The organism is Rossellomorea sp. FM04394 (assembly GCF_041889765.1).
Lineage (GTDB): Bacteria > Bacillota > Bacilli > Bacillales > Bacillaceae_B > Rossellomorea > Rossellomorea aquimaris_B.
In genome coordinates, this window is record NZ_CP168654.1 from 521,797 (window position 1) to 548,518 (window position 26,722).

Consider the following 26,722-nt stretch of genomic DNA (forward strand, 5'->3'; position numbering starts at 1 on the left):
GGATGTGGCGAATAGTTGGGATGCTGAGATTGCTGTCACAATAAGTCAGGCAAAAACATTAATACAGAATCAATTTCCGGAACTTCACCCAGCAAAAATGGACATCATAGACTATGGTTTCGATAACACGGTTTTGCACGTAAACAATGATTGGGTCTTCCGGTTTCCAAGACGGGATATCGCCGTGAAGCTTTTAGAAACAGAAGGAAGGCTCTTACCACTGCTCAATGGTAAGAGCCTCGGACTCCAAATCCCGGTACCGATCTTTTTTGGAGAGCCTTCCCCTCAATACAAATGGCCCTTTCTCGGCTACCGGTACGTTGAAGGAACAATTCCATCCCGGGCACGTGGGGTAAATAGAGGGGGGGATTCTGCCCTCAAATTGGCATGGTTTCTAAAGAAGCTGCATCTTACGGATGTTTCAGAGGCCGGGAAACAGGGAGTACCTTATGATGAATTGGACAGGTTAGATGTTGAAAAACGGATTCCGGCCTTGGAAAAAAACATTCATGAAATCGGAAAACTAAATCTTTTTCACCAGGTTGGAAAGTTAAAGGACTATCTTACATACGTACCAAAAAAGCCATTACCATCAGAAACAACGCTGGTTCATGGGGACCTGCATTTTAAAAATATGGTTGTGAATGAGAACGGGATCATATCAGGGATTCTGGATTGGGGCGACGTCCACATTGGTCATCGAGCCATTGATTTAAATCTCGCATATAGTTATCTCAATCCTGAGGGACGGGAGTTGTTTTTCAAAGAATATGGCGAGGTTGAGGATGTCGAGTTGGAATATGCCCGGTTCAAAGCCGTTTACACCAACGTCGTCCTGCTTCTATATGGTCATCATGAAAAGCAGCCTCATACGGTTGTAGAAGCGCAAAAAAGTTTGGAACTTGCATTAATAAGAGGGACGGACCTTGTTGAGTAACAAGGTCCGTCCCTCTTCTGATATCATTTAACGTTTTTTTGAATATACTTCACGATTTTTCTCAGTTCGTTTGCATGTGGACGGCCAAAGGGGCTCGTCTGTCTTTGCTGGTACATGGTTTGTCCTTTTTCATTCACAAGGAAATATGCCGGTTCACCGTGCTGTCCGTGATCCTCGTAGGGGGCATCTTCACCGTGATAGAACACATCATAGGCTTTGATGGCCTCCAGTTTTTCGTCGGCTAATACCGGGAATGTCAAATCCTCTTTGTTCGCAAACTCCTGTAAGTCCTCCAATTTATCACTGGAAATCGCAAGTATGTGAACGTTATGTTTTTCAAAATCCTCTTTGTTTGCTTGAAGTTCTCTTAACTCTTCCTGACATACCGGGCACCATGAGCCCCTGAAGAAAACGATGAGATGCCAGCTTTGATGCTCTCTTTGATGGTCCTCGAACGAGAACGTCTCACCTGAAACTGCCGGGAGCGTGAAATTTGGTACCGTATCATTTAAATGAAAAGTTGCCATTATTCATTCCTCCTATTTGTTTTCTTTCTAGTCAGATAGGCGTCAGGACAATCCTGACGGAAGCGTGATGCATAGAATAGAGTAATTAATTTGCTTACATGGATTGTATTTCCCCTTGTGAGAGAAACAAAACGTACTAATGTGCAAAGTGAGTAGAAAGGACGAAGGATATGAGAAGAATGAAGACAGGTCCAAATCTGTGTATTTTCCCGGGATACAAGTGGTGCGGACCGGGATGCAGCGGACCCGGCGCCCCCATCAACTCAGTTGACGCAGCATGTAAGGACCATGACCTGTGCTATGAGCGATACGGTCCAAGTTGTCAGTGTGACCGAATGTTTATGAGAAAGCTTAGGAACCATATTGATCCCGATACTCGAGAAGGAAGACATGCCTATCTAATGTATCAGTATATGAAGTTGCAGACGAAGGTCACATGTCAGGGAGATCGGTGCCCTAAGTCTTGGATATAGATAGGGGCCGCTTGGATTGTTCAAGCGGTCTATTTTATTTAGTTTGAGATCATTTCTTATCCACTTATTCCCTCTTTTTCAAGTAAGTTGGTGTTGAATTTTGTCGATATTTGTATAAAAATGGCTAGTGTACTCTAATAAGACATTGTTCTTATTTTTGCAAATGAAGAAAATTAGCGAATTTAATCTTTTATACCTTTCATGCTGATGACAGGCGTTTCCTTAAGGGAACGATGGTATGAAAGTATTCTATAAGGATTTAGAACAAAAGTTGCTTTTTACATTTGTTCACGGATTTTTATGCCTGATTCTATTACAATTACCTATGATATTGACAGCAAGAAAGGGGAGAGACCGTGTCAACACAAAAGAAAAAATATCTTTTTGAAATTCATTTTTTAAGAGCATTTGCTTGTTTAGCTGTATTGGGAGTTCACGTATCAGCTACTTATTACTCAATGAATGATAATACGTTCAATTGGTTTTCATACTTTTTAAATCAAGTAGGTCGTTTTGGAACGCCTATATTTGTTGTGATTGCCGGTTTTCTATTATTCTATCAAGTAAAAAGAAACACGTATTCATTTAATAAATTTATCTCTTCCAGAATATCAAAAATCATTATGCCCTTGATATTATGGAGCTTGGTCTATCGTTTCTTACTCTATTATTTTGATAATCAACAGATTGGAGCAATAAAAACAGAGCTTGTGAAGATCTTTACAGGCGGTCACTTCTATCATCTCTATTTTATTGCTATTATCGTTCAATTTTATTTTATCTTTCCTATCCTGCAAAAAGTATTCAGAACGAAAATGGGATTGATTATTTTAACGGTCATTTCATTCTTTATCAGTTATAATATGATCGGTTTTGACCCTGGAATCGAAGGGTTCATCGGAGAGTTTATGGCAAGCAAATCGTTCATGCCGTTATGGATGTTCTATTTTTCATTCGGTGGGCTATTGGCCTTCTTCTGGGAGGATATCAGGGATTTTGCAACTGACTTTCCCTGGATGATGCTAATCCTATCATTACTCATAACAGCAGGAGCAATCGTAGAGTATACGCTCAATGGAGATCTTACGAACCGAAGAGCAAGCAATTTATTGAATATCCCTCTATTGAGCATTGCTACTATCGGAATGTATCCTTTACTTTCCCAATGGAGTGTTCTGAAAAAACCTCTGACGTTATTAGGAAAGTATTCAATGGGGATTTACCTGGTTCATCCTTTTGTTCTTCACTTGATGAAAATATATTTACCTGCTTCTACATGGAATATGATGTATCTGCCAATCACATTTGTCGCCGTTTTATTAATTTGTGTAGGTTTGATCCGACTTATTCAGCAGGTTCCATTTAGCAGTTATTTCATTCCTGTACCAAAAATCAAAAAAACACCAAACAAAGAAAGTGTAAGAACTGTTTCATCAAAAGAAGCTACGGCTTAGACGAAAGAACCGGGTTGAATGCCCGGTTCTTTTTTTGTGAGATTCTACTGTTTCTACATGAAATGAGCAAGGTCGATGAGTTCAAGTAACCTTTTTTACCTTAAGGAGAGAGTGTAGTGATACACGGTCTCTTCCTTTATATAACCATTCTTTTCATATAATCTCTGCGCATGAACATTGTCCCAGTCGGTTTCCAAAATAAGCGACTTTGCATTGGTTTGCTCAGCGTGCTCTTTGGCAGCGTCTAATAACATCTGTCCGGCACCTTGATTTCTTACTTCTTGAGAAACATAGAGGTCGTTCAGCTTCCATATCTCCTCCATGTAAATAGAGGAGAAAGAAGGATACAACTGGGTGAAGCCTACATACCTTTCTTTTTCGACCGCAACAAAAATGACAGATTCATCCTGCGTCAATCGTTCTTCAAGATACCGTTTTGCTCCAGACCTATCCGACACTTGATGATAAAACATACGATAAGAATTAAAAAGGTCCACAATTCCTTCTAAGTCTGAAAGTCGTGCCCGAGCTACCTTCATCCAATCCCTCCCTTTATTCATTATTTTATGAGAGTGGGGAGAGAACATGCTTCTGATGATGGACCCAGAATTAATCAACTCCCGGCTCAATCCAATAAAAAACCAGCCCGCAGCAAGCAGGCTGGCGGACTCAGATTAAAATGGTTTGATAGACATTAAGATGATAAGAATAATGGCTGCACTATGTATAATGATATTGAATGGTTTTAATTCTGAGTTGATTTTTCCGTAAGACTCAGGGACGTCATCGCCTTTGTGACTGTGGATGATCTCGGCCATTTGCTTCACTTTTTTCGGCATGATGCCTGCAACGATGAATTGAACACCTATGTAGATCACGATGGACGCGATATACCAACCTGTTTTGAATAAATAAGGGTTCATAATACCCATAATGAGACCAGTAATAAGTAAAACGATACTGCCGACTTTTGCAAAGGTTTCGATCTTTTTGCTAAGCTCTAATGAGAATTTAGCCTGATGTGAGGTTTCAGGTGTTTTCATCACGGCCGGCATGGCAAAGCTTGCACCAAGTCCAGCGACTGCAGCAACGACGTGGACAAGAACCAATAGTCCATAAATTGACATGTTATTCACCTCCATCTAAGGGAATTTTGAACAGATTTCATTGTATAGTAAATTAGTACTAATTTCCAGGTTTTTTTTGATAAAAGAGGAGAGGAAAGTATGAGTGAGAAAGATGAAATCAGGCATAAGGTATGGCAGCGGTTGACAGAAAATAAATTAGGCCGGTTTCCATTTCCGTTAGTGGGCCGGATCCCGAATTTCAAAGGGGCGGAAAAAGCTGCTACTTTTGTTCGGGATATGGATATTTACAAAGATGCTGAGGTCGTAAAGGTAAATCCCGATGCACCACAGCTTCCACTTCGTGCAAATGTGTTGAAGGATGGGAAAACCTTGCTCATTCCAACACCGCGATTGAAGGATGGGTTTGTCATGATTAAGCCTGAATGGGTACCCAAGGGAGAGGAGAGAAAGGCAGCGAGTATCAAGCATATGAACTCATACGGTCAAGTCATGCCACTGACGGACATACCTCATATTGACCTGGTCGTCGTCGGTTCCGTTGCGATTCATCGTGATGGGAGAAGGCTTGGAAAAGGAGAGGGATATGCCGACCGTGAATATGCCATCCTGCGTGAAATTGGAAACAAACCAGTACCGGTCATCACCACCATTAACAGTGAGCAGCTTGTAGGAGACAACATCCCAAGAGATTCCTACGACCTCGCAGTCGACTGGATCATCACCGAAGAGGGCATCACAGAAACCCGCACCCCATACCCAAAACCACAGGGCATCGAATGGGAACACGTAACCGAAGACGAAATGGAAAAGATGCCGATTTTGAAGGATTTGAAGAACTTCTCTGGAGGGACGGACCTTTAATTTGTAGTCAATTTATAAGAAAGCTATAGGGACGGGCTTTTGGGGAAATTGGAGGTCCGTCCCTATAAAAAAACCTTGAAGGCAAAATCGCCTTCAAGGTTTTTTTGGTTATGCTTGTGGGGCCTGAACGAGCCGCCTTCGCTTTTCGAGGTGTCCAGCTACAGGGGCTTGGGGCTCGAGGTCATAAGCTAAATTGACCAAAAAGGCAAAGAGCGCCTTTCCGGTCAATTCATCTTATGCTTGTCGCCCCAAGGCGAGCCCCTTCCGCTTTTCTGCAATGTCCAGCTCCGGCGGCTAGGGGCTCGAGGTCATAAGTTGAACCTACCAAAAAGGCAAAGAACGCCTTTCCGGTAGGTTCATCTTATGCTTGTCGCCTCTGAACGAGCCGCCTCCGCTTTTCTTAGTACCCCTCGACAACTAAATCAAGTTTCCCGGTTTCAGGACTGATGACAAGTCCGTGGACAGGAATCTTTTTATCCATCAACGGATGGTTCTTGATCATGTCGACACTGTGGGCGACGCTTTCCTGTACTGAACTGAAGCCTTTCAGCCAGTCGTGCAGGTCGATGCCGGAATAGTTGACGGTGTCGAGTGTTTCTTCTGGAATCCCACGGTCCTTCATTTTGTCCAGGATTTTGTGGCTGTCAATGGCACTCATGCCGCAGTCATGGTGACCGATGACGAGTACTTCGTCTGCTTGAAGCTCATACACCGCAACGAGGAGGCTGCGCATGATACTGCCGAATGGGTGGCTCACGACCGCACCGGCATTTTTCACGATTTTAACATCGCCATTTCTCATGTTCATGGATTTAGGCAAAAGCTCTACTAAACGAGTATCCATACAAGTAAGAATGACTAAGCGTTTGTCCGGAAACTTGGTGGTTCTGTACTCTTCGTACGATTGTTCTTGTACAAACTGTTGGTTGTAATCAAGTATGTTCGTTAATAAAGTCATGTCGTCTACTCCTATAAATAAGTTTTTATCACTTCACATTTTGCTGAAGGTGATTTTCTATCTCTTTTATTTTATCCATAATTTCTTGCCGATTCCAATCAGAAGTATTGGAAAGTTTTAAATAAAGAGAAGATACTTTAGCCAGTACCTCTGTCAAATTTGGCTCTTTACGTGGATAGGTGGACTTACCCATGAGATCGAATAAGCCATTCATTTGATCTGACACTTTCTTGTATTGAGCGTCCTTGGAAATGATGGCAAGATGGAAATACTGTTGCATATCGGAAAACTGAAAGAAAATATCAAACAGCTCGAAAGAATCATTTTTCTTCAAATTCAATTCTATTTCACCAGAGAAATTCTTATGAATGATCCGGGCGAACTTCGGAGAGCTTTCTTCTTCTATGATGGACATGAAGTTTTCTCCGGGCTTTAAAAGGTCGTACCCTGTATTAGAAGCATCTATTAAATTAAACTGCCTATCCAATAGTAGATAAGGAATCGGGCATAAATGCAGGTTTTCCACATGATCACTCCTTTTGGAAAGGTTAATGGACGTCATTGCCCCGTTCTGCACAGAAGGTATCATGTGGGATAACATTCAGTTGAACCTTATGATGTTTGGCTATATAAGATGAAAGAGCTAGCCTTTCTGGGAAACAAGCTGCTCCGACATATCCGTCAGATACGCATTAAGCTCTAACAAGTCATTAAAACTGGTTACCTGTGATTTTTCCAGAAAACCGAGGGTATAGTTTGCAATCAATCGTCCCCCGACTAGAATTTCAATCTTCGGGTGATGGTCACTAATCTCGTCGATGCACTCTTTCAATCGAGCCAGTTCCGTTGTCATACCGATGGATATTCCAATGGCATGAGGTTTCCAGGCATCGATGAAGGTTAAAGCATCTTTGACGGGAACGTTGGCTCCTAAGTAACGGGTATTCCATTGCTTTTCTTTGAATACTTCGTTCGCAAGCTCCAGTCCCAGACTGTGATGTTCACCCTCTATACAAAATAAAAGAGCTTTAGGATGGTTTTCCAAAGCTTCTTGATGGGTAAATACGGTGGCAAGTAAATATTTAAGGGTTGCAGTAGCTAAATGCTCATCTGCAACGGTAATTTGATTTTTCTCCCAAAGATCACCAATTCTATACATGGATGGTTTGATAATTTTCTCATAAAAAGTGAAATTATCCATTTTTGAGTGAATAGAAGACGAATGTAATTCCATCAACGAATGAACGTCTCCTGCGAGAATGGACTTGGTGAAAGCCTGGACCAGCTGATTCATTTATGATCACTCCTAGCAAAAATACCAATTACTATATTCAATAGATAGAATTGAAATTCCTGCTAAAATTTCAACCTATAATTGGATTGACTTTCCCTGTATTCTTATTTAATATAACCTCTGTAACATTAATTGTCGCTCAATAATTTGAGAGAGGTTCATAGCATTAACCCTCTATAAAAAACTATGGTTCTATGAATCTAACATGAGACTATCTTAAACATGTTATCCTTTAAGCGTAACAGGATATAACAAATTTTGCAATTTACCTGCCTGTTATGTCGATTCTTAGGCTAATGCTATGTCCTCCTTCATTCGAGACACTCTGAAGGGGAGGATTTTTACATGTCAGGAAGAAAAGATGAAGATTTAACAGATTTATCATTATTAGGAAATCAAGGAACAAATTACTTATTCGAATATGCTCCACAGATCCTGGAAGCATTCGACAATAAGCATCCGAACCGGGATTATTTTGTGAAATTCAATTGTCCTGAATTTACAAGTCTCTGTCCGAAGACCGGTCAGCCGGACTTCGCAACCATCTATATCAGCTACATCCCGGGTGAAAAGATGGTGGAAAGCAAATCACTCAAGCTATACCTGTTCAGCTTTCGCAATCACGGGGATTTCCATGAAGACTGCATGAACATCATCATGAATGATCTCATCGAATTAATGGATCCGCGCTATATAGAAGTATGGGGTAAATTCACCCCACGCGGCGGAATCAGCATTGATCCTTATTGCAACTATGGGAAGCCTGGTACCAAATACGAAACGATGGCAGACCACCGCTTGATGAATCATGACTTGTATCCGGAGAAGATTGATAATCGATAATATGGAAGAACGATCCCATTAATGGGGTCGTTCTTTTTTTTGATCATTGTGGAAGATTTTATGGAAATAATTGTTAAACGGCTGGATTATTAGTGAAAACGGCCGGATTTTCCAACAGATCGGCTGAATTATCCGAGCTTCCGGCTGGATTATCCATCTAACCGGAATCGGACACCCGTATTAGGAAGGATACTCTAACCCTTAAAACGATTTGGAATGTAAATGAGCCCAAATAGCCCTTATAGAGTGACAGTGTGGTCGGGTAGTCCAAGATAAATTCTAGGCGAATATTTCTATTGCCGAAATAAATAGCGGGGATTATACTTGCGAGAGAGTTAGAAAAGGAGGGAGCGGGATGAAACCATTAAACGCATCTCTTTGTGTGCTGATAGGTGCCAGCTCATACGGAATTCATGCTTCTGTCGTGAAGCTTGGATTTGCTGAAGGATACTCTGTGTCAGAAGTGACGGGTGTTCAATATTTATTTGGAGTGGTCATGCTATTCCTGGCTTTTCTTTTTACGAAAAAAATCAACCTAAGTAAAAAACATTGGATTTCGCTCCTGGGAGTCGGGATTTTGCTCAGTATGACGGGGATCTTTTATGGACTCAGTCTTCATGCAGTACCAGCTTCCATTGCGGTTGTCATGCTTTTTCAATTTACGTGGATCGGCGTTTTGATTGAAACCATCTATATGAAGAAACTTCCTTCTATTAAAAAGTTGGTGTCTGTACTGTTTCTTTGGATGGGAACTCTCCTGGCAGGCGGGATCGGCTCTTCATCAGGCTTCAGATGGATGGAAAACAGTATGGGGATCCTATTTGGATTCTTTGCAGCCATCACCTTCGCCCTGTTTATATTCTTCAGCGGAAAAGTGGCGAAAGAAGTACCGACGATTCAGAAGAGCATGATGATCACCCTTGGTGGTCTGCTTGTCGTCCTTATCGCGTTTCGCCCGGCTTTTCTAACAGACCCGGTGCAAATTGTAGAGATGGCTGACTTCGGATTTCTTGTCGGGATTTTCGGAAGCATCCTTCCTGTCGTCTTCTTCGCCATCGGCACACCCCATATCGATTCAAGTCTATCGACCATCATGGGGGCAGCCGAACTTCCGGCTGCAATCCTTGCAGCCATGTGGATCCTAGAGGAACAAGTCCTTCCCTTGCAGTTCATTGGAATCCTGCTCATTTTAATCGGAATTGCGATTCCCCAATTTCATATGGGATCTGCCCAACCGCGGAATCAATACGGGTAAAAAGGAAAGCTCTCTTCTTTGGTGAAGGGAGCTACTTTCCGGTGGAGGCTAAAACTCCTTTTATACCCTGAATGTGACCTCTTAAACCTAAACCCCATCCTCATAACATCTGCAAACCCTTCCAATTTTCACAATTATTAAACCTTATTTTTTTAACCGTATTCCCTTTACAAAGGGTCTTGATGGGCTTTATAATCCCGTTGTTCAACTTTTTACGGAAAACCAAAAAAAAATTTTAAAGAAAAAGGAGGTTGCGGTGATGCGACAAAGAATATTTTCCTTCTTAATGATGAATCTCGGAGCATTTCTTGTTTCGGTGAATGTCCATTTTTTCTTATCGCCTAATAATTTAGCGACAGGGGGAGTCAGTGGATTGTCGATCATCATGAACGATCTGTTTCCTGGAATATCCCTTGGACTGTTCATGATCATCATCAATATCGTATTATTTATCGTCGGTGTGATCTTTCTCGGCTTTAATTTCGGTGCGAAAACCATTTACGCAAGTTTCGCCCTTTCATTCTACGTTTGGTTATTAGAGAGAGTTGCCCCGATGAGCGCGCCATTAAGTGATGATATCTTAATTCAATTGATCATCGGTCAATGCATTGCCGCAACCGGTATGGCCATCGTGTTCAACCAGCAGGCATCAACGGGTGGGACAGATATCGTGGCCCTGATCTTTAATAAATATTTCAATATAGATGTAGGCAGAGGAGTTCTACTGGCTGATTTATCAATCGCCATGTCCTCAGCCGTCCTATTCGGACCGCAAGTCGGAATGTATGCATTCTTCGGTGTCATCCTGAACGGACTGGTCATCGATTATGCATTGCAGCAATTCAATTCAAATAAAGAGATTGTGATCATAAGCAGGTACAGCGATGAGATCAAGTCTTATATCGTTCATGAACTGGGAAAAGGAGCGACGATTCATACGGCAACGGGAGCATTCACTTCCGATGAAAAGGAAGTCATCACGACCATCCTTGGTCGCAAGGACTTCTCCAAGTTAAAAGGGTTCATCACCCAGGTCGATAATCGTGCATTCATCACGGTTCACACAATGAATGAAATCCTTGGTCAAAACTTTAAACGACTGGCATAGAAACAAAGCTTCACCTTTCAATAAGGTGGAGCTTTTTCTTTGTCAAAAGCTCACTTTGCAAAGATTGTTTTTTAGTTACATAGGAACTGCATTGGCTCTGTCAATCAGTGTATGCTCCGATGGTGAGTGGAACTGCTTCGCTTGCAGCTAGCGTTCGGCCGAGCCTCCTCAGCTGAGCCGAACGGGGTCTCGGCACGACCGTACTTCCGCAGGAGTCTACGCAGTTCCCCTCACCATCTATAAGGTAATTTCGTGACAGAGCTTAAAAGTACAGAAACTATCTAGAAAAAACGAACTATTGCTCTCTTTAAAAGTTGTCCTTTTCCACGGTAGCATTGTTTGTTTCATTTGATAGATAGTTAGATGATCGACCGATCTGAGTTAACATTAAATTTTCTTTTCCTCCTTTGTAGATAGTCCGTTTTGGGAATAAAAGCTCAACTTATCTACAATAGGAGTTTTTTTTCCTTGTGTATCCATATTTATAGCTGTCAGAATTTAGAAGCAGAGAGTGGATTGTAGCGGAAGGCACTTGACTCCTGCGGGAGATAGAGGAAAAGTCGAGACCCCGCAGACGGAACGTCGAGGAGGCTCGACTTCCTCCCCGCGGAAAGCAAGTGCCTGGAGCGGAAAGGAACGGTCTATATTTTACAGTACGATTCGATTCGCCAAGTAAATTTACTTTTTTTGAAATCTGAGCACAATCAGTGGGAGAGACCAAAAAATCGGCGAGGATGCTCACGGACCATACTTTCTCAGAGTATAAATAGCAACAATGTTTATAAATAGAGCGTTGTCAAAAAATATTGTTAACTTTCCCGAAAACAAAGGAAAATTTTGGGCTTTTCCTGTATAAATAGTAGATAGGGGGGTGGAAATATGGAGAAAGAGGAGTTTGAACGCCTGGAACGAAAAATCAGCACTCTTGAAAAAGAGCTATACCTTGTGAAGAGGCAGTTGATACAAGCGAAGAGTGAAAGTGAAGTGCCTGTCATTCATAAAGCTGAAGTGTATGAAGAACCCGAGAAGCAGTTCCCTGCTGAGGAAAGTGAGCCATTCATCGAAAAAGAACCATTCGATTTCTCAGTGGAGCGCTGGCTTCCAAAAGTGTTTTTGTTTGTTCTATTGATAGGCAGTATCTGGGGCTTTATGGCTGCTTCTCAAAATGGATGGGTTACGCCTGGATTGAGGGTGTTAACGGGGGCTGTCATCAGCATCGTGATGTATTTCTTAGGAGAACGGTATATCAGGGATCAAAGGAAATTAGCCCTCACACTGCTGTCGGGAAGCATCGTCCTCGCGATCATTACGTTATTCTCAGCAAACATTTTATATGGATATATAAGTGGACTCATTACGAACCTACTATTACTCGTCATTATTTCTGTCGGTCTGTGGATTGCGCATAAGCATGGTTCTGAAGTTGTCCTGTGCTTGATCGGGGCAGGAGCGTATCTGTTTCCGTTTATTTTCGCGGGGGACGAACGGAATGAGTGGTTGTTTTACGGATATGAGTTAGTATTGTTCTTTGTATTAATGACGTTCAGTACGGTGAAACGATACAGGATTGCCTGGAATATTCATTATTATTTACTCTATTTTTCATTGTTTTTCTTTGCGGCCTTTGGAGTAGGGGCGATGACGCTGACGGTTCTGGTTCCATTTGCAATTCAGCACGCCTATATTTTACTGTTGATCGTACTTAACCGGGATGAACGGGTGAGTGCCGAAATGATTCCGGCTCTGGTCACGGGCTCATTCATTCTTCTTGGATTATTGAATGATATTTACGCAGGGATCCCACTCTTTTATTATGTGATTTTCGCTGGGGTGTATATAGGCGTATCGTTCATTGAACCGAAGGAAAAGAAACAAACAAAGGATGTCCTCCTGGTCTTAGGCTTCCTGCATGTGCTCCTCTTCTTGTTTGAACTATTCGAATACGATTGGCGCTTTGTCTTAGTCGGCCTTCAGGCTACTGCCCTTTTATGGCTTGCAGGAAGAAGGGAAAGCTATCTTGGTTTGATCGCTTCCATTCTTTTGATGATGTGTTCCTTCCTCGCAGTTCTGGTCGGTGCATCTGATGATTTCTTTACGATTGAACTGCCGATTTTTGTAATCGCTTTTGGGTATGTGTATCTGTTTTCCCAATACAATAAGAAAGAGTCCTCTTTCTTATACGTGTCGACAACGGCGATTAAAGTCGTGTTGACAGGGCTTGTGATGTTCTTCGTGTTACGTTTGACGGATTTCATTGTAATCGGCTGGGATTATACCTCGCGTACCACCGCCTTCACCGTAGCGATTGCGGCTCTGTCCATTGCTTATCTCATCTTCGGTGAAAGCATTAAGGACGCCTTTTACCGATGGGTGGGGATCAGCTTTTTAGCTCTGGCATTGGTGAAATTCTTCCTGGCTGACCTTGTGTTCCTTGATTTCACGATCCGTGCCATGATCCTTATACCCATTGGCGTGATCGGCCTTGTACTATCAAGGGTTTTGTATAAAAAAGAATAAACACATTGCAAAAGCTTTCAGAATAATTATATAATGGTGATAGTAACTAACGTGTAATGGAAAAGGAGGTGGAATTGAGATGAATCGTTCTGTAGGATTGCGTGGGAAGTATTTAGACTATATTTACATTTGCCGTGCAATTTTTCATGTATTTGCGTTCAAGGGGACACGTATGCCCTTTTTTAGCAAATGAATATGAATACTGAACGGTAAGAGGTCTCAATTCCAATCACTTTTCTATAAAGAATCGGAAAAAGGGGGCGTTTTCGCTCTCTTTTTTTATGCCTTCTTTAATAAAAAGGGGAAGTGCCAGCGCACTTCGATCAGCCATGGGTGAGCCGTCTGCTTCCTCATGGCTTTTTTGTGATTATAACAGAACCTCTTACCTTAAAATAGATGACCGAAAGGAAGAGGAACATGATACTATGCAGTGCACAGGAATTAAGTAAGATGTTTGGAGGGCATTTAATATTTGAGGACTTATCCTTTGAAATACCGGAAAGAGCTAGAATCGGTCTCGTTGGAAGAAATGGGACAGGGAAGACGACGATATTTAAATTATTATCAGGAGTCGAATCCCCTGATAAAGGTCTCGTTCATTTAAAAAAGGGGGCCAAGGTAGGTTATCTTGCACAAATCCCTCACTATTCTGAAGGGACGAAAGGAATCGACGTATTACGATCTGCGTTTTCCGATTTGATCAAGACCGGTAAGCGATTAAAAGAGCTGGAATGCCAAATGGGGACGGAGCAAGATGCTGATATCCTCAACCGTTTATTAGAGGAATACGGCAAAATTCAGGACCAATTCACCCTTGCCGGGGGATATGAAATGGAATCCAATATTTCCAAAATTGTGAACGGACTTGATATCAATGAACTAGTCGGGAAAGACTTCAATGACTGCAGCGGCGGTGAACAGACAAAGCTTTGTTTAGGTTTGATCCTACTGCAAACGCCTGACCTCCTGCTCCTTGATGAACCAACGAACCACCTGGATATAGGAGCCGTTGAATGGCTGGAGGAATTTTTGAGGGAGTATGAAGGAACCGTAGTCTGTATTTCCCATGATCGCTATTTTCTAGATAATGTGATTTCAAAGGTGTATGACCTAGAGGATGGGGAATTGACGATTTATCACACGAACTACTCCGGCTTTGTGAAGGAAAAGGAAGATCGCTTGATGATCGAATTTCAAGCTTATCAGGAGCAGCAGAAGAAAATCAAGAAAATGAAGGAAGCCATTAAAAGATTGAAGGAATGGGCGAATCAAGCTAATCCTCCCAACGAAGCTCTCCATAAACGGGCTCGTAACATGGAAAGGGCGTTGGAGCGTATGGAGAAGATCAAGCGCCCGATCCTGGATCGCAAGAAGATGGGCCTGGAATTCGAAGAGACAGATCGAAGCGGGAAAATCGTGTTTTCCATGGAGGATGTTTCAAAGTCTTATGGGGACAAAAGGTTGTTCAGTGACGCCGGTCTCCTCGTCCATTTCAAGGATCGTACCGCGATTGTCGGGCAGAATGGAACCGGTAAGTCAACGATCATCAGAATGCTTCTCGGAGAAGAGACAGCCGATACCGGTGTTGTGAAAATCGGAAGTAACGTGAAATTAGGCTATCTTTCTCAACACTTTACGGTGGCGGATCCTAGTGTCCGTTTGATTGATGCGTTCAGGGAAGAGGTTCCCGTGACAGAGGGGGATGCCCGGCATATACTAGCCAAATTTTTATTTTATGGGCCGAATGTGTTCAGGAAAGTGGGTCAGCTGAGCGGCGGAGAAAAAATGAGACTGCGCCTTGCCCAATTGATGCATCAGGATATTAACTTCCTTGTCCTTGATGAGCCGACGAACCACCTGGATATAGATTCACGGGAGGTGTTGGAGGATGCCCTGGAGGACTTTAAAGGCACAATCCTGGCTGTATCTCATGACCGGTACTTTTTAAATAAGTTATTTAAGAAAACGTACTGGATTCATAAAGGGGAGCTCCATTACTTTGATGGACCCTATAGCTGGGCAAAGGAAAAGCTTCCTGAGCTGGTTCCACAGGAAGTGCCTGAAGCACCCGTGAAAAAACAAGCAGCCCCTAAAGTTGTCCCGAAGAAACCGTCGCGGACGATGGAGGAAATAGAAGCTGAGCTTGAACGGGTTGAAGAAGAAATTTTTGCTATTGAAGAAAAGCTTCTCGCACAAAGTGACTTGGACATTCTTCAGGAGTTATATATGGAAAAAGAACAGAAAGAGAAGGAACGGGACAAAATGTATCAGGAGTTAGAAGATTTTATGGAATAATGTAGAAGGGAGATGACGCTGAAGTCATCTCCCTTCCCTTATTTCCAATGACCTTTGTATAATGGGAAAAAGAGAGGATGAGAGAAGGATGTCGAAAAAAGAAGTGATTATCATTGGTGGTGGCTTGTCAGGGATCATGGCTGCCAATACGTTAAAAGATAATGGAATAACCGATATCATTGTCATTGAAAAGAGTAGAAGTGTCGGAGGGAGACTCGCCACCAGACGGATTCAAGACGGAAAAGTGGATCACGGTGCGCAGTTCTTCACTGTGCGCTCCACAGAACTTCAAAGGGACGTTGAGAATTGGCTCCAGGCAGGCTGGATTAAAAAATGGTTCGGCAATCCCTACCCTCGCTACACCTCAGTCAATGGAATGAACGCCCTGGCCAAGAACCTGGCCGAATCCCTTCCAATAAAACTCAACACAAAAGTTTCCTCCATCCGTGATGGGAGGGACGGACCTCTGGAAGTGGAGTTGGATAATGGTGAAAAGATCCTTGGTGAACATATCATTGTAACAGCTCCTGTACCACAGGCTCTTACATTGCTGTCTGAAATCGAGGGCACGGAGATGAACACTATCACATTTGCTCCATGTTTCGTTGGTTTATTCACATTTGAAAAGGAGAGCATCATACCTGCACCGGGACACAAGGACGAGCAGTTGCCGCCGGGAGTAGAACGGGTGGTGGATCACTACAAAAAAGGAATTTCTTCAACAGTAACGGTGAGTGTGTATATGACGGGAGCTTGGTCGAAGAAGAGGTTTGACCTCGAGGGTGATACCATTTTGGGTGAAATTCAAAAGGTTGCAGAACTTCACCTAGGAGATGAAAACCAAATAGTTGATTCACAATTGAAACGGTGGAAATATGCCGAGGCAGAAGAAGTCGTTCGCTCTCCTTATGTGGAGATCGGGAAGAATCAGCGGGTAATCGTTTGTGGGGATGCCTTTTTAAGGGGAGATGATGAAGCGGGCAGAACCCGTTTTGAAAGTGCCTATTTATCCGGGATTTCAGCGGGTGAGAGAGTGGCAGTGAAGCTGAAGGGGTAAATCACTAGTTTTTCAATATGACTTGAGGAGAGCCTGTATAACCATCATTTCATCAAGCAACACTAGAGAGAGTACATAAAATTCTATGATAAGAAGAGGAAAAAACATGAACATACAACTAAAGCAAGCGGGCTCAGAGCAACTCGATACCATCATGGACGTTTATATAAGATGCAAGAAAGATCTATATGAAAAGGGATTGCTTCAATGGAATGATCAATATCCGAGCCGTGACTATTTTAAAGAAGAAATGAATGACGGCAATCTTTATGTCTTAATGGTCAATGATAAAGTGGCAGGATCAGTGACCTTGAATGATTGGCAGTCTCCTGAGTGGTCGGAGATTCCATGGAAGCTCGCAAACGAATGGGTGATTCATGCATTGTTTCTTGATCCCCTTCAGCAGGGAAATGGGTTGGGGAAAGTATTCATTGAGAAGTGTGAGGAGCTTGCTCGTGAAAAAGGGTTCGAGAGTATCCGATTAGATGCGTATTCAAGGAACACGGGAGCCAATTCTCTTTATGAAAAGATGGGCTATGAGTACCGGGGATCGGTCTATTTCACCTCTAAACCAGAGGGGCATCAGGAGTATCACTGCTACGAGAAAGCACTGACTCTCTAAGATTCAATGGTTGTTCAAATGTACCAAGGAAAAGTGCATAGGATAAATGGTATACTCGAAGGTACAGCATGCGCTGAATAAGATAGCAGGGAAGCGATTATGTTGACATCGATTTTGGATGAGGCGAGAGCCTTCATTGAGCAATGTTATCAGGAACTGAATAAAAGCGAAACAGACATGATGCTTCGCTTACGACAAATAGAAGATGAACTAAAAACAGAAGGAACCTATACCCATACTACAGAAGAGCTTGTGCACGGAGCGAAGATGGCGTGGAGAAACAGCAATCGCTGTATCGGCCGGTTGTTCTGGAATTCGTTGAACGTGTTTGACGAACGGGATGCCTCCACTGAAGTTGAGGTGTTCGAAGCGTTAGAACGGCACCTTGACTATGCATCTAATAATGGTAGAATCCGTCCGACGATTACCATCTTCAGACCGTCTCAACCGCACCAAACGGACATCCGAATATGGAATCATCAATTGATCAGATATGCTGGATATGTTGAGGGTGGGCAGTATGCAGGGGATCCGCATTCCATCGATTTTACGAAGAAATGCGAGGAAATCGGCTGGAAAGGGCAGGGGACTCACTTTGATGTCCTGCCTCTCGTCGTGCAAATCGGGGACGGACCTCCACAATGGAAAGAGATTGATCTTGATCTGAGGTTGGAGGTTCCCCTACGCCACCCTGAATTTGACTGGTTCGGGGATTTGGGGTTGAAGTGGTATGGGGTCCCGATCATTTCTGATATGGAATTGAAGATAGGAGGCATCTCCTATAAAGCAGCTCCGTTCAACGGTTGGTATATGGAAACGGAAATCGGTGCACGGAACCTTGCAGACGAGAATCGTTATAATCTTTTACCTAAAGTAGCGAGCTGTATGGGGTTGGATATGTCGAGAGCGGCAACCTTGTGGAAAGATAAAGCGCTGATCGAGTTGAATATCGCCGTGCTCCATTCCTTTAAAGAAGATGGAGTCAGCATCGTCGATCATCATACGGCTGCTCAGCAATTCCGTTTATTTGAAAAGAACGAAAAGAGCGCTGACCGTGATGTGACCGGGGACTGGACATGGCTGATTCCACCTGTGTCACCGGCGACGACTCATATATTTCATAAAGAATACGACAATACGTGGAATTCGACGAATTATTTCTATCAGGATAGACCTTATTAAGGAGAGCTGTTTTCTGTTTCGCACAGAAAGCAGCTTTTTTAAAACGTAAAAGGCGGACGTTTGGACACCTCATAATATTGAAACCAAAACCTGAATTCATCAAATAAGACAGGGCCGTCGAATGTGAAATTCTCAAAGAAATCCTCAACTAATTCTGCGTCGGCATCATCCATAATGCCGGTCACATAAAGAGGCGTCTTGAAGCGCTTGTATAAATCCTCATATCCATAAAAGCTGAACAAATCCTCGAGTTGTTGTTCATTCATCATCTTCACCTTCCTTACTAGTAGGCTTTCTCTATCTTGTAAAAATATCCATAAAAAAACAGCAGCGGAAGGAGTCCGTGCTGTTTTTTATTGCTTCAATTCGGTATAAACGACCAGGCGCTTGCTGTAATTTCTTGAGGAACGGTCAAAGTCGCCGGTGCAAGTGATCAAATTAAGGGTACTGGCATGGGAGTAACCAAAGATCGATTGAAGGGGGGCGTCATCCCAAGGATATTCCTTCATGTCCATTACAACGAAGGTGCGGTCTTCACCTTCTTTATTTTTAACAATGATTTCATCACCTTTTGAAAGCTTGTTCAGGTTATAAAAAATAGCGGGGCCATTCCGGCTGTCGACATGACCACCGATAACAGCATTTCCTGGTTCGCCAGGTTTGTATCCGCCTTCGTACCAGCCAGTCTTCTCGAAACTTTCGGTTACGGCCATTTCACCGTTTTCCTTTAATCCGACAGCTTCTATTGGTGCCGATAGATCGATTGCCGGGATTTCAATGGTCGTTGGCACGATTCCACTCCGCTCATCTTTAATGATCGTCTCAGCAAATGGGGAAGGGGAAGTGGTGGTACTCGCCATTTGAGCTTTCGGCTTTTCCTCTTGCTTTTCGATTGTTTGTGTTTCCGCTTTTTCCTCTTGAGAACTTGAACTTAATCCTGCAGAACAGGCAGAAATGGGCAATAGTACAAGCACAAGTAGTACAACCCTCATAGTATACATTATGTGAAGCCACTCCTTTCATCTTCACACTGGGGGACGGACCTTAATAGGTCCGTCCCTCTCATCTTTTACGATTATTTTTTGTGTGTAGCGTATTTTTTCATTCCCAGTGTTGTTCCGCCAGCGATGATTAAGAGGGCTGCAAGAAGGAATTCGAACGGGAATTCGTTTCCGGCTGTTCCACCCATACCTGTGTTTGGCATTTCTGAAGGCATATTGGCTTTGAATTTGTCAGGGAACTGATCGGCAAATGCTCCTGATAATCCTTTTGCCGGATTCAGCATATGCTCATACGCCATGCGGATTTGATCCCAGGATTTTTCGTAATCCCCGGCTACATAGCTGTCAAATGCTCCAACCAGTTGCTCCACGTGCATTTGCAGTCCTTCTGCAAGAGCGTCAGATTTTAAACGACCGTCCGTCGCCGTTTCAAGGAATTTGGAGAATTCTGCACGATATCCATCCAGGTTCTTAAGGGCTTCTTCTTTCGCTGCTTCATCTTCAGCACCTGTTGCTTCTACATAATCAACGAAGAATCCGATGTGCTTGGACCACATATCTTTAAATTGATTACCTGCTTCTTCACCGTAGACCGATGCGATCGCTGCAGATAAGTCTTCAGTATTTGCATTCAGGGCACCAACAGAAGCATCGAAATCTTCTGATCCGTCAATCCCGTTTTGCATGGCCATCGTTGCAAGGGCAGCATGCTCTGTCAACAGGTGGTTAAGAGTTGAACGTAAATCCGTTGCGGGTGTGACAGCCATCGTATTTTCAAATTTGTCAGGATATTGATCTGTGATGGCACTTGATAATCCTTTTGATACCATTCCCATATGTCCGATAGCCTCACGCTCGTATTCGTAAGCTTTTTCATAGTCACCGGCTACATAACTATCAAATGCACCGATCAGTTGATTGATATGCATTTGAAGTCCTTCTGCCAAACTATCAGATTTTAAACGTTCACCAGTTGCCGTCTCAAGGAAGTTAGAGAACTCTTCTTTGTAGCCTGCAAGATTTGCAAGTGCTTCGTCTTTCGCGGCTTGATCATCAGCACCTGTAGCTTTTACATAATCAACGAAGAATCCGATGTGATTCGTCCAGATTGTGTTGAATTGATTACCTGCTTCTTCACCATATACCGAAGCGATCGCTCCTTTTAAATCGGCTGCGTTATCATTCAAGGCACCGGCTGCTGCGTCAAAATCTTCAGCTCCTTCAGCTCCGCGTCTCATCGCTTCCACCGCTAAGTATGCATGCTCAGTAAGTAAGTGATCTAATGTTGTTCTTAATTCTCCTGCTGGAGTATCCACTTTCACCTCGTGTGAATGATCTTCACCGTTGTGGGCTGAAACTGTACCTACAGTCGGTACTAGTAATGTCATACTTAAAGGGACGGCTAAATAACTTTTTTTCATTTTCATAATTGAATCTCTCCTTTTGGGTTTTTTATATTTTCATAGAGCTAACGAGAGGAGTTGAAACTTGGATCACTTTTTTTGAAAAAACTTTTGCACTTTTTTCGAAAGAGATAAAAGTAGGGTGAAAGTATGTAGAGAGTGGAGCCTTCTTTAACTATGTATCCTTAATAAAAGAGTAGAAAAGAATGTAGCGCGATCTGTAATAGATTTGTACAACTCCCGTTCTAATAGGACTTAATTCCCTAGGTCTATTTTCTTAAACATCCAGATGTGCTAAAAAAATGGGGGATTCCTTATTGAAAATAAAAAAGCCCAGCAGTAATGGACTGCAGGGCGGGGTAACAATTCTTATATTTCTGAAGCCAGCACAATTTCTCCTTGTGGAAGCTGACTATCGGCATCCGGTTCGAGTGTTATGGCCACCGTATCCCAATCTTTCTTCGTGAACTCTTCGCTAAACTTGAATACGACCGATCCTTTGCCATCCTTACTAGTGACAAATGTTCCGGCACGTTCAGGTTTGTCGTCTTTAATGAGCCATACCTGATAGACTTCTTCGTTAGAAAGAGCCTGAAGCTCAGAAGCCTGGACGACCATGCTTGTTTGTTCGCCCTGCTTGATGATACTGGCTGTTCCTTTGGCATTTCCACTGACGGCAGCGAGATCGACATATTGTACTACCTGATCGATGGTTGCTTGTTCCACCACTTCGTTTTGATCCTCAAGCTGCGTAAACAAATACGCATTCCCGACTAAGGAAAGAGCCAGGGCGGCTGCGACAGAAGGGAGGAACCATGATCTCTTTTTCTTATAGGAGAAAGGTTCGTCCTTAGCTTTTGGCTTCTCTTCACCCAGAATGTTAGCCAAAACACGGTCTTCCAGGTCTTTGGGAGGCTCGACAACATCAGATGCGAAAGGCATATATTCTGCTAACTGCCCCAGTTCATGAAGTTCTTCCCTGCACTGGGGGCAGCTTTCCAGATGCTTTTCAAATTGGGCTCTCTCAAGTTCAGATAAATGACCGTTGTAGTAATCCAGTAAGTAATCGCATTGGTGTGTAGTCATTCGAATTGACCTCCTTTCCCTTTAAGACACGTGTGTAAATGCTTTAGCGCCAAACGGATTCTTCCCTTGACAGTCCCTAGTGGAATGTCAGTGGAATCGGCAATGGATTGTTGAGTCAACCCTTTAAAATAGAATAATTGTACAATATTCTGCTGATCATCTTTCAACGACTGGATACATTCCCGAATCGCTGCTCCTTTTTCCTTCCATTCCAATTGATCGGCCGGAGTTTCATAGGTGACCTGCAGGGAGTCCTTCTCTATATATTCAACAGACTCATGTTTCTTTCGTCTGCGGATTGCATCAAGGCAAGTATTTCTCGTCATCGTTAACAACCATGATGAAAACTTTCCTTTACTGTGGTCATAGGGAGAGTGCTTTTTCCAGAGTTTCATAAATACCTCTTGAATCACTTCCTCTGCAATTTCCCGATCACCTGTCATTTTATAAGAGAATGAATAAATCAGTTTTTCGTATTGTTGATAAAGTTGTCGTAATGCAGTTGAATCTTTGTCTAAAACTTGCTGATACAGTTCTATATCGTGACGATCATTGGGCATATTACGCTCCTTATCTTTGACATATAAAATAAGGATACTAAACAACGGAGCTGAACTCAATTTTAATAAGCTAACGTGAGAAATAAGAATTTGGATCATATATGTTTAGGGAAATTGTTAATGGGGTAAATGGGTGAGTTTGGAGTGGAAGCCGGGATATCAATCTGTTTTGGGGGTTTATGTCGTTTCCAAAGCAAAATCCCCCAAATCATTGGGGGATTTCTTCAGCTTATTTTACTTTTTGTAACTTATCAATCACGGATAAAGAACGTCCAGTTCCGATTGCCACTGATTCAAGCGGGTTAGGAGCTAAGTGAACCGGTACAACGATCTCCTGGCTTAACCAATCTTGAAGTCCGTTCAATAATGCTCCTCCACCAGTCAGGATCACACCGCGGTCAACAATGTCACCGCTTAGTTCAGGAGGACAATTTTCCAATGTCGCACGAATCGTTTCCAGGATGTGAAGAAGTGATTCTTTCAACGCATCTTGAATCTCATTGGATGATAGTTCAATCGTTTTTGGAAGACCGGTGACCAAGTCACGTCCACGAATATCCATCGTTCTTTCCTCGTGGTCGATCAACGCTTGACCTACTTCGATTTTCACCAATTCAGCCGTTCTTTCACCAATCAGCAGATTGTAGCGTTTACGCACATATTGAACGATGTCTTCATCCATTTGGTCTCCGCCGATACGGATCGTATTACAAGAAACAACGCCACCATAAGAAATGATTGCTACTTCCGTTGTTCCACCACCGATGTCGACGATTACGTTGGCAACAGGCTCGCCTACAGGCAAGTCAGCACCGATCGCAGCAGCTACAGGCTCTTCAATAAGTGTAACGGATTTCGCACCGCTTCCTCTGACAGCATCCTGAATCGCTCTTCTCTCGACACTCGTTGCACCAGAAGGCGTACACACAACAACCGTTGGCTTGCGGATAGAGAATCCAAGTTTTTTACTCGCTTTTTTCATCACTTGTTTTAACATTTCAGTTGTCACGTCAAAGTCGGCGATCACACCATCTTTAAGTGGGCGTACAGCCACGATCTTTCCAGGCGTTTTTCCGATCATGCTCTTGGCTTCGGTTCCAACCGCCAATACGGTTTTATTTTCTGTGTCAATTGCGACAACAGATGGTTCATTAAGTATAATTCCTTTATTTTTACTATAAACAAGTATATTTGCAGTTCCTAAATCGATACCAATTTCAGAGTTTGATAACATCAATATTCCTCCAACTATAAGAATTCTAGACAGTATATCCTTCTATACAGTATAGGAGATTTCTGTCGGTTATGAAGGTGGAGATATTTACCACCGACAAAATGTTACAAAGTATGACAGATGTGAAAGCGCTAACGAAAAAATGGAAACCTTGTATGGAGGGTTTTTATATACCTGGGTGTGTATATAGGGACGGACCTCGAAATTTTGTTCGTTAAAAAAATTTAAACGTTCTGTAATATAGTTGGGGAGATTTGGAGTAGTCGGATGGTGGTGATGGGAGTGATTGTGCAGGTTGGAATGGTCTTTTAGGAAGAGGGGAGGGTTTGGAAGGTTGGCGTGTCTTCCTTTGGGTACAACAAAATGGGAAAATCGTATAGTATTGGCGGAGGAGGTGGAGGTGGAGGTGGATTTTGGAATGGGAAATGGGAAGAATCCTGGGCAAATGTGTGATATTGGCGAAATCGCGTCATTTATCAGAGGAATTCCCGATATATCAGTGGAATCACAACATTTATCAGCGAAATCTTCGATATATCAGCGGAATCGCATGATTTATCAAGAAATTTTGATATATCAGCGAAATCGCGTCATTTATCAGCGAAATTTCAAATATATCAGCGAAATGCTCATTCACAACTATGAATTCTTCTCCAGCCAATAAGCATAAGGGAATAAGAAACCAAGATAACGGCGAAATTCCCATTTTAACGGCGATATCTCACATTTAACGGCGAAATACAAACTATATCGGCGAAATCTCACATTTAACGGCGAAATTCGAAATATAACGGCGAACTGACAAATTACAAGTTCCCTCCCCGAAAAAAAAGAGATGCTCTCATAAAGCATCTCCCCTTCATCAATACGCTTTACGAAAAAACTCCGCAAGCTCCTGGCTATGTTTTTTGCGTGCTTTACGATGTTCTGCACGGTTCTTGGCGGTTTCGTTCAGCCATTTTTCTTCTTCGGTTTCCGGTACGACTTCCGCGATGACAGCGGGTTTATTGCCTTCTAAAGCAACAAAGGTCAAGAAGGAGATGGCTGCCACGTTGGTTTCTCCTGTTAGAAGCACCTCTGAAGTGACCTTCACACAAACCTCCATGGAGCTGCGTCCGGTGTAGGTGACCATCGCTTCCAACGTCACGGCATCCCCGACTTTGATAGGCTGCAGGAAGTCGACGGAATCTGTTGAAGCCGTTACGACTGGCTTGCGGGCGTGACGGGTAGCGGCAATGGATGCCACGTCGTCTATATAGGCCATCAGTTTTCCACCAAACAATGTACCGTGATGGTTGGTGTCGGGTGGAAGAACGTGGGTCGTTTTACTTGTTTTCGTGTCTTTCATGAATTTTTTTTCTCTCAATGAATTCACCTTCCGTTATCAATGTGAAAAAAGATTGCTACTTTATACTATTCACTAAAGGGGGTCGGAAGAAACATGATTGAGAGAAAAAATTATAGAAATATACTAATGATAATGGCCGTTATGAAGCTCGCCAGTGTCCCCGCGATGATGGCCTTCAAGCTTAATTTAGAAACCATAGGTCGTTGAGTCGGCTCCAAAGAACCCAATCCGACAATCAATTGTCCGATCGAAGACAGGTTCGCAAAGTTACAAAGTGCGACGGAAAGAATCGCAACGGTCTTCGGTGAAAGCTCGTTCATCATTCCTGATAACTCTTTGTATGCTACGAATTCATTCACAGAGAGCTTCGTCCCGATGATGGAGGCAGCACGGAACGCTTCATCCATTGGAATACCCACGAGTAGTGCCAGCGGATAGAACAGGTAGCCGAAGACCGTGGAAAGACTCATATCCACAGCACCGAGTAATCCGTTGACGAGAGCAAGGATCCCAATAAACGCGATGAGCAGTCCGCCAATATTGATCGCTAGCTGTGTACCACTGAGGGCACCTTCCGAAATCGCTTCGAATACGTTCGTATGAGTGGTCTTTCCTAACGAAATATCACCATTCGTCTTGGATTCTTCCGTTTCGGGTTCGATGATTTTTGCAATCACAAGAGAGACGATCGGCACGCTGAAGACGGATAGAAGAAGGAATTTCATGTCGATCCCCATCAACGAATATCCGATTAGTATCGCTCCACTTGCTGAAGCTGTTCCTCCAACCATCACGGCAAAAAGTTCTGAACGGGTCAACTTCGCTAAATATGGCTTAATCAACAGGGGTGCCTCCGCTAATCCGAGAAAGGAATTCCCGATGGCATTAAATGATTCAACCTTGGTTGTACCAAGGATTTTCCCTAGCCCGATCCCGATATATTTTACAAAGAACGGGATGATCCGTAAGTAATATAGAGCCGAAATGAGTGCAGAGATAAAGATGATCGCACCCAGGACATTGATTGCGAACACGAATGAAATGTTCGTCCCTTTTTCGAAGAATCCCCCGAAAACGAACATGATTCCTTCATTGCTGTAATCAATGACTTTCTGTACCCCCAAGGCTGCTTTTTTCAAAATGGTTTGTCCAAATGGGACTTTAAGTACAAACAAGACAAGCAGGAACTCAAGACAGATCCCGATGATGATCGTGCGCCATTGAATGGCTGAGCGGTTGCTGCTCAACAGCCAGGCTAAAAATAGAACTCCAAGTAATGATAAGATTCCATATACTAAACTCACAATACCAATCCTCCAGCATGTATTCTTCAACGAATCCTCAGATCGATGTTGTATGATGTCAGACTTCTCAAAAGTGCAAATAAAAAAAGTGCATGAAGACATTCTCTAAAAAATAGGGAAAGTCTCCATACACAAACAGCATATAGAAAAGACTTTCCTTATAGTCCGGCACTTTACGGCTGCCAGGTAGAGACTTATGGTCCATATCACCATAGATATATAAGGAATTCGTATGAAGTTGATTTGAAATATGTTTTCTACTTTATCATACCACTAAAGACTATCACAATAGTTTTCTTGAAAAGAATATCATGG

At 42.9% G+C, this 26,722-nt stretch carries 28 protein-coding genes and 1 riboswitch; of the genes, 14 read left to right on the forward strand and 14 right to left on the reverse strand.

Going from position 1 to position 26,722, the window contains the following annotated elements; genetic code table 11:
* Positions 1-4: 4 nt before the first annotated feature.
* On the forward strand, positions 5-937 hold the full coding sequence (locus ACCB35_RS02665; RefSeq protein ID WP_374055620.1) for a phosphotransferase: 933 nt from the start codon (positions 5-7) through the stop codon (positions 935-937).
* A 23-nt stretch (positions 938-960) separates the two neighbouring features.
* On the opposite strand, the gene ACCB35_RS02670 is transcribed toward ACCB35_RS02665, so the two are convergent.
* Positions 961-1,464: a peroxiredoxin family protein gene (locus ACCB35_RS02670; protein ID WP_374055621.1), complete on the reverse strand. Its 504-nt coding sequence runs from the start codon at positions 1,462-1,464 to the stop codon at positions 961-963.
* Between the two features lie 179 nt (positions 1,465-1,643).
* Here ACCB35_RS02670 and ACCB35_RS02675 point away from each other — a divergent pair, with 179 nt between their 5' ends.
* Entirely contained in the window at positions 1,644-1,937 is a 294-nt protein-coding gene (locus ACCB35_RS02675) for a phospholipase (protein WP_374055622.1), read from the forward strand.
* Positions 1,938-2,293: 356 nt separating this feature from the next.
* The gene (locus ACCB35_RS02680) at positions 2,294-3,391 is read left to right on the forward strand and encodes an acyltransferase (protein WP_374055623.1); all 1,098 of its coding nucleotides are present in this window, start codon (positions 2,294-2,296) and stop codon (positions 3,389-3,391) included.
* A gap of 95 nt (positions 3,392-3,486) precedes the next feature.
* Here the strand turns inward: ACCB35_RS02680 and ACCB35_RS02685 are convergent, their stop codons facing one another.
* Complete coding sequence (locus ACCB35_RS02685) at positions 3,487-3,930, reverse strand: N-acetyltransferase family protein (RefSeq protein ID WP_374055624.1); 444 nt, start codon at positions 3,928-3,930, stop codon at positions 3,487-3,489.
* Between the two features lie 135 nt (positions 3,931-4,065).
* Complete coding sequence (locus ACCB35_RS02690) at positions 4,066-4,518, reverse strand: DUF2269 family protein (RefSeq protein ID WP_374055625.1); 453 nt, start codon at positions 4,516-4,518, stop codon at positions 4,066-4,068.
* Positions 4,519-4,617: 99 nt separating this feature from the next.
* Here ACCB35_RS02690 and ACCB35_RS02695 point away from each other — a divergent pair, with 99 nt between their 5' ends.
* Positions 4,618-5,340 carry a 5-formyltetrahydrofolate cyclo-ligase gene (locus ACCB35_RS02695; RefSeq protein ID WP_374055626.1) on the forward strand — a complete coding sequence of 241 codons (723 nt, stop codon included), beginning with the start codon at positions 4,618-4,620 and terminating at the stop codon, positions 5,338-5,340.
* Between the two features lie 400 nt (positions 5,341-5,740).
* Here the strand turns inward: ACCB35_RS02695 and ACCB35_RS02700 are convergent, their stop codons facing one another.
* The 3 genes from ACCB35_RS02700 to ACCB35_RS02710 all read right to left on the reverse strand — a co-directional run bounded on the left by ACCB35_RS02700 (position 5,741) and on the right by ACCB35_RS02710 (position 7,592).
* The gene (locus ACCB35_RS02700; RefSeq protein WP_044339189.1) at positions 5,741-6,298 is read right to left on the reverse strand and encodes a carbonic anhydrase; all 558 of its coding nucleotides are present in this window, start codon (positions 6,296-6,298) and stop codon (positions 5,741-5,743) included.
* 28 nt (positions 6,299-6,326) lie between these two features.
* A complete protein-coding gene (locus tag ACCB35_RS02705) occupies positions 6,327-6,824 on the reverse strand; it encodes a hypothetical protein (protein ID WP_044339190.1) in 498 nt (165 codons plus the stop codon).
* 117 nt (positions 6,825-6,941) lie between these two features.
* Complete coding sequence (locus ACCB35_RS02710) at positions 6,942-7,592, reverse strand: B12-binding domain-containing protein (RefSeq protein ID WP_374055627.1); 651 nt, start codon at positions 7,590-7,592, stop codon at positions 6,942-6,944.
* A 345-nt stretch (positions 7,593-7,937) separates the two neighbouring features.
* On the opposite strand from ACCB35_RS02710, the gene queF reads away from it, so the two are divergent.
* The 9 genes from queF to ACCB35_RS02755 all read left to right on the forward strand — a co-directional run bounded on the left by queF (position 7,938) and on the right by ACCB35_RS02755 (position 18,471).
* The gene (gene queF / locus ACCB35_RS02715) at positions 7,938-8,435 is read left to right on the forward strand and encodes a preQ(1) synthase (RefSeq protein WP_044339191.1); all 498 of its coding nucleotides are present in this window, start codon (positions 7,938-7,940) and stop codon (positions 8,433-8,435) included.
* A gap of 355 nt (positions 8,436-8,790) precedes the next feature.
* Positions 8,791-9,690: a DMT family transporter gene (locus ACCB35_RS02720; protein ID WP_374055628.1), complete on the forward strand. Its 900-nt coding sequence runs from the start codon at positions 8,791-8,793 to the stop codon at positions 9,688-9,690.
* Between the two features lie 259 nt (positions 9,691-9,949).
* Positions 9,950-10,798: a YitT family protein gene (locus tag ACCB35_RS02725; protein ID WP_044339193.1), complete on the forward strand. Its 849-nt coding sequence runs from the start codon at positions 9,950-9,952 to the stop codon at positions 10,796-10,798.
* Between the two features lie 879 nt (positions 10,799-11,677).
* Positions 11,678-13,315, forward strand: a complete 1,638-nt coding sequence (locus ACCB35_RS02730) for a DUF2339 domain-containing protein (RefSeq protein WP_374055629.1) — start codon at positions 11,678-11,680, stop codon at positions 13,313-13,315.
* A gap of 79 nt (positions 13,316-13,394) precedes the next feature.
* Complete coding sequence (locus tag ACCB35_RS02735; RefSeq protein WP_282137584.1) at positions 13,395-13,508, forward strand: RAxF-45 family protein; 114 nt, start codon at positions 13,395-13,397, stop codon at positions 13,506-13,508.
* Between the two features lie 224 nt (positions 13,509-13,732).
* Positions 13,733-15,610: a ribosomal protection-like ABC-F family protein gene (gene abc-f, locus ACCB35_RS02740; RefSeq protein ID WP_374055630.1), complete on the forward strand. Its 1,878-nt coding sequence runs from the start codon at positions 13,733-13,735 to the stop codon at positions 15,608-15,610.
* An 88-nt stretch (positions 15,611-15,698) separates the two neighbouring features.
* Positions 15,699-16,667, forward strand: coding sequence for an NAD(P)/FAD-dependent oxidoreductase (locus ACCB35_RS02745; protein ID WP_374055631.1), 969 nt, complete (start codon positions 15,699-15,701; stop codon positions 16,665-16,667).
* A 106-nt stretch (positions 16,668-16,773) separates the two neighbouring features.
* On the forward strand, positions 16,774-17,289 hold the full coding sequence (locus ACCB35_RS02750; protein WP_374055632.1) for a GNAT family N-acetyltransferase: 516 nt from the start codon (positions 16,774-16,776) through the stop codon (positions 17,287-17,289).
* Positions 17,290-17,388: 99 nt separating this feature from the next.
* Complete coding sequence (locus ACCB35_RS02755; protein ID WP_374055633.1) at positions 17,389-18,471, forward strand: nitric oxide synthase oxygenase; 1,083 nt, start codon at positions 17,389-17,391, stop codon at positions 18,469-18,471.
* Positions 18,472-18,509: 38 nt separating this feature from the next.
* Here ACCB35_RS02755 and ACCB35_RS02760 read toward each other — a convergent pair whose 3' ends face one another.
* The 6 genes from ACCB35_RS02760 to mreBH all read right to left on the reverse strand — a co-directional run bounded on the left by ACCB35_RS02760 (position 18,510) and on the right by mreBH (position 23,755).
* On the reverse strand, positions 18,510-18,740 hold the full coding sequence (locus tag ACCB35_RS02760) for a hypothetical protein (RefSeq protein WP_374055634.1): 231 nt from the start codon (positions 18,738-18,740) through the stop codon (positions 18,510-18,512).
* Positions 18,741-18,824: 84 nt separating this feature from the next.
* Positions 18,825-19,463 carry a class F sortase gene (locus ACCB35_RS02765; RefSeq protein ID WP_374055635.1) on the reverse strand — a complete coding sequence of 213 codons (639 nt, stop codon included), beginning with the start codon at positions 19,461-19,463 and terminating at the stop codon, positions 18,825-18,827.
* An 83-nt stretch (positions 19,464-19,546) separates the two neighbouring features.
* Positions 19,547-20,899, reverse strand: a complete 1,353-nt coding sequence (locus tag ACCB35_RS02770; protein WP_374055636.1) for a copper amine oxidase — start codon at positions 20,897-20,899, stop codon at positions 19,547-19,549.
* A 345-nt stretch (positions 20,900-21,244) separates the two neighbouring features.
* Positions 21,245-21,961, reverse strand: coding sequence for an anti-sigma factor domain-containing protein (locus ACCB35_RS02775; RefSeq protein ID WP_374055637.1), 717 nt, complete (start codon positions 21,959-21,961; stop codon positions 21,245-21,247).
* Positions 21,958-22,521, reverse strand: a complete 564-nt coding sequence (locus tag ACCB35_RS02780; protein ID WP_374055638.1) for an RNA polymerase sigma factor — start codon at positions 22,519-22,521, stop codon at positions 21,958-21,960. Before ACCB35_RS02780 ends, ACCB35_RS02775 begins: the two co-directional genes overlap by 4 nt.
* Before the next feature lie 229 nt (positions 22,522-22,750).
* Positions 22,751-23,755: a rod-share determining protein MreBH gene (gene mreBH / locus ACCB35_RS02785; RefSeq protein WP_044339203.1), complete on the reverse strand. Its 1,005-nt coding sequence runs from the start codon at positions 23,753-23,755 to the stop codon at positions 22,751-22,753.
* A 406-nt stretch (positions 23,756-24,161) separates the two neighbouring features.
* On the opposite strand from mreBH, the gene ACCB35_RS02790 reads away from it, so the two are divergent.
* Complete coding sequence (locus tag ACCB35_RS02790) at positions 24,162-24,419, forward strand: hypothetical protein (protein WP_374055639.1); 258 nt, start codon at positions 24,162-24,164, stop codon at positions 24,417-24,419.
* Positions 24,420-24,617: 198 nt separating this feature from the next.
* On the opposite strand, the gene ACCB35_RS02795 is transcribed toward ACCB35_RS02790, so the two are convergent.
* Positions 24,618-25,103, reverse strand: a complete 486-nt coding sequence (locus ACCB35_RS02795; protein ID WP_044339253.1) for an acyl-CoA thioesterase — start codon at positions 25,101-25,103, stop codon at positions 24,618-24,620.
* A gap of 110 nt (positions 25,104-25,213) precedes the next feature.
* Positions 25,214-26,407, reverse strand: coding sequence for a NupC/NupG family nucleoside CNT transporter (locus tag ACCB35_RS02800; protein WP_044339205.1), 1,194 nt, complete (start codon positions 26,405-26,407; stop codon positions 25,214-25,216).
* A gap of 141 nt (positions 26,408-26,548) precedes the next feature.
* Positions 26,549-26,650: riboswitch (purine riboswitch) on the reverse strand.
* Between the last annotated feature and the right edge of the window lie 72 nt (positions 26,651-26,722).

Excerpts from the sequence above, each read along its gene's own strand:
- ACCB35_RS02670 (WP_374055621.1), bottom strand. The coding sequence starts at position 1,464 with ATGGCAACTTTTCATTTAAATGATACGGTACCAAATTTCACGCTCCCG.
- ACCB35_RS02675 (WP_374055622.1), top strand. The coding sequence starts at position 1,644 with ATGAAGACAGGTCCAAATCTGTGTATTTTCCCGGGATACAAGTGGTGC.
- ACCB35_RS02685 (WP_374055624.1), bottom strand. The coding sequence starts at position 3,930 with ATGAAGGTAGCTCGGGCACGACTTTCAGACTTAGAAGGAATTGTGGAC.
- ACCB35_RS02690 (WP_374055625.1), bottom strand. The coding sequence starts at position 4,518 with ATGTCAATTTATGGACTATTGGTTCTTGTCCACGTCGTTGCTGCAGTC.
- ACCB35_RS02695 (WP_374055626.1), top strand. The coding sequence starts at position 4,618 with ATGAGTGAGAAAGATGAAATCAGGCATAAGGTATGGCAGCGGTTGACA.
- ACCB35_RS02700 (WP_044339189.1), bottom strand. The coding sequence starts at position 6,298 with ATGACTTTATTAACGAACATACTTGATTACAACCAACAGTTTGTACAA.
- ACCB35_RS02710 (WP_374055627.1), bottom strand. The coding sequence starts at position 7,592 with ATGAATCAGCTGGTCCAGGCTTTCACCAAGTCCATTCTCGCAGGAGAC.
- queF (WP_044339191.1), top strand. The coding sequence starts at position 7,938 with ATGTCAGGAAGAAAAGATGAAGATTTAACAGATTTATCATTATTAGGA.
- ACCB35_RS02720 (WP_374055628.1), top strand. The coding sequence starts at position 8,791 with ATGAAACCATTAAACGCATCTCTTTGTGTGCTGATAGGTGCCAGCTCA.
- ACCB35_RS02725 (WP_044339193.1), top strand. The coding sequence starts at position 9,950 with ATGCGACAAAGAATATTTTCCTTCTTAATGATGAATCTCGGAGCATTT.
- ACCB35_RS02730 (WP_374055629.1), top strand. The coding sequence starts at position 11,678 with ATGGAGAAAGAGGAGTTTGAACGCCTGGAACGAAAAATCAGCACTCTT.
- ACCB35_RS02735 (WP_282137584.1), top strand. The coding sequence starts at position 13,395 with ATGAATCGTTCTGTAGGATTGCGTGGGAAGTATTTAGACTATATTTAC.
- abc-f (WP_374055630.1), top strand. The coding sequence starts at position 13,733 with ATGATACTATGCAGTGCACAGGAATTAAGTAAGATGTTTGGAGGGCAT.
- ACCB35_RS02745 (WP_374055631.1), top strand. The coding sequence starts at position 15,699 with ATGTCGAAAAAAGAAGTGATTATCATTGGTGGTGGCTTGTCAGGGATC.
- ACCB35_RS02750 (WP_374055632.1), top strand. The coding sequence starts at position 16,774 with ATGAACATACAACTAAAGCAAGCGGGCTCAGAGCAACTCGATACCATC.
- ACCB35_RS02755 (WP_374055633.1), top strand. The coding sequence starts at position 17,389 with ATGTTGACATCGATTTTGGATGAGGCGAGAGCCTTCATTGAGCAATGT.
- ACCB35_RS02760 (WP_374055634.1), bottom strand. The coding sequence starts at position 18,740 with ATGATGAATGAACAACAACTCGAGGATTTGTTCAGCTTTTATGGATAT.
- ACCB35_RS02765 (WP_374055635.1), bottom strand. The coding sequence starts at position 19,463 with ATGAGGGTTGTACTACTTGTGCTTGTACTATTGCCCATTTCTGCCTGT.
- ACCB35_RS02770 (WP_374055636.1), bottom strand. The coding sequence starts at position 20,899 with ATGAAAATGAAAAAAAGTTATTTAGCCGTCCCTTTAAGTATGACATTA.
- ACCB35_RS02775 (WP_374055637.1), bottom strand. The coding sequence starts at position 21,961 with ATGACTACACACCAATGCGATTACTTACTGGATTACTACAACGGTCAT.
- ACCB35_RS02780 (WP_374055638.1), bottom strand. The coding sequence starts at position 22,521 with ATGCCCAATGATCGTCACGATATAGAACTGTATCAGCAAGTTTTAGAC.
- mreBH (WP_044339203.1), bottom strand. The coding sequence starts at position 23,755 with ATGTTATCAAACTCTGAAATTGGTATCGATTTAGGAACTGCAAATATA.
- ACCB35_RS02795 (WP_044339253.1), bottom strand. The coding sequence starts at position 25,103 with ATGAAAGACACGAAAACAAGTAAAACGACCCACGTTCTTCCACCCGAC.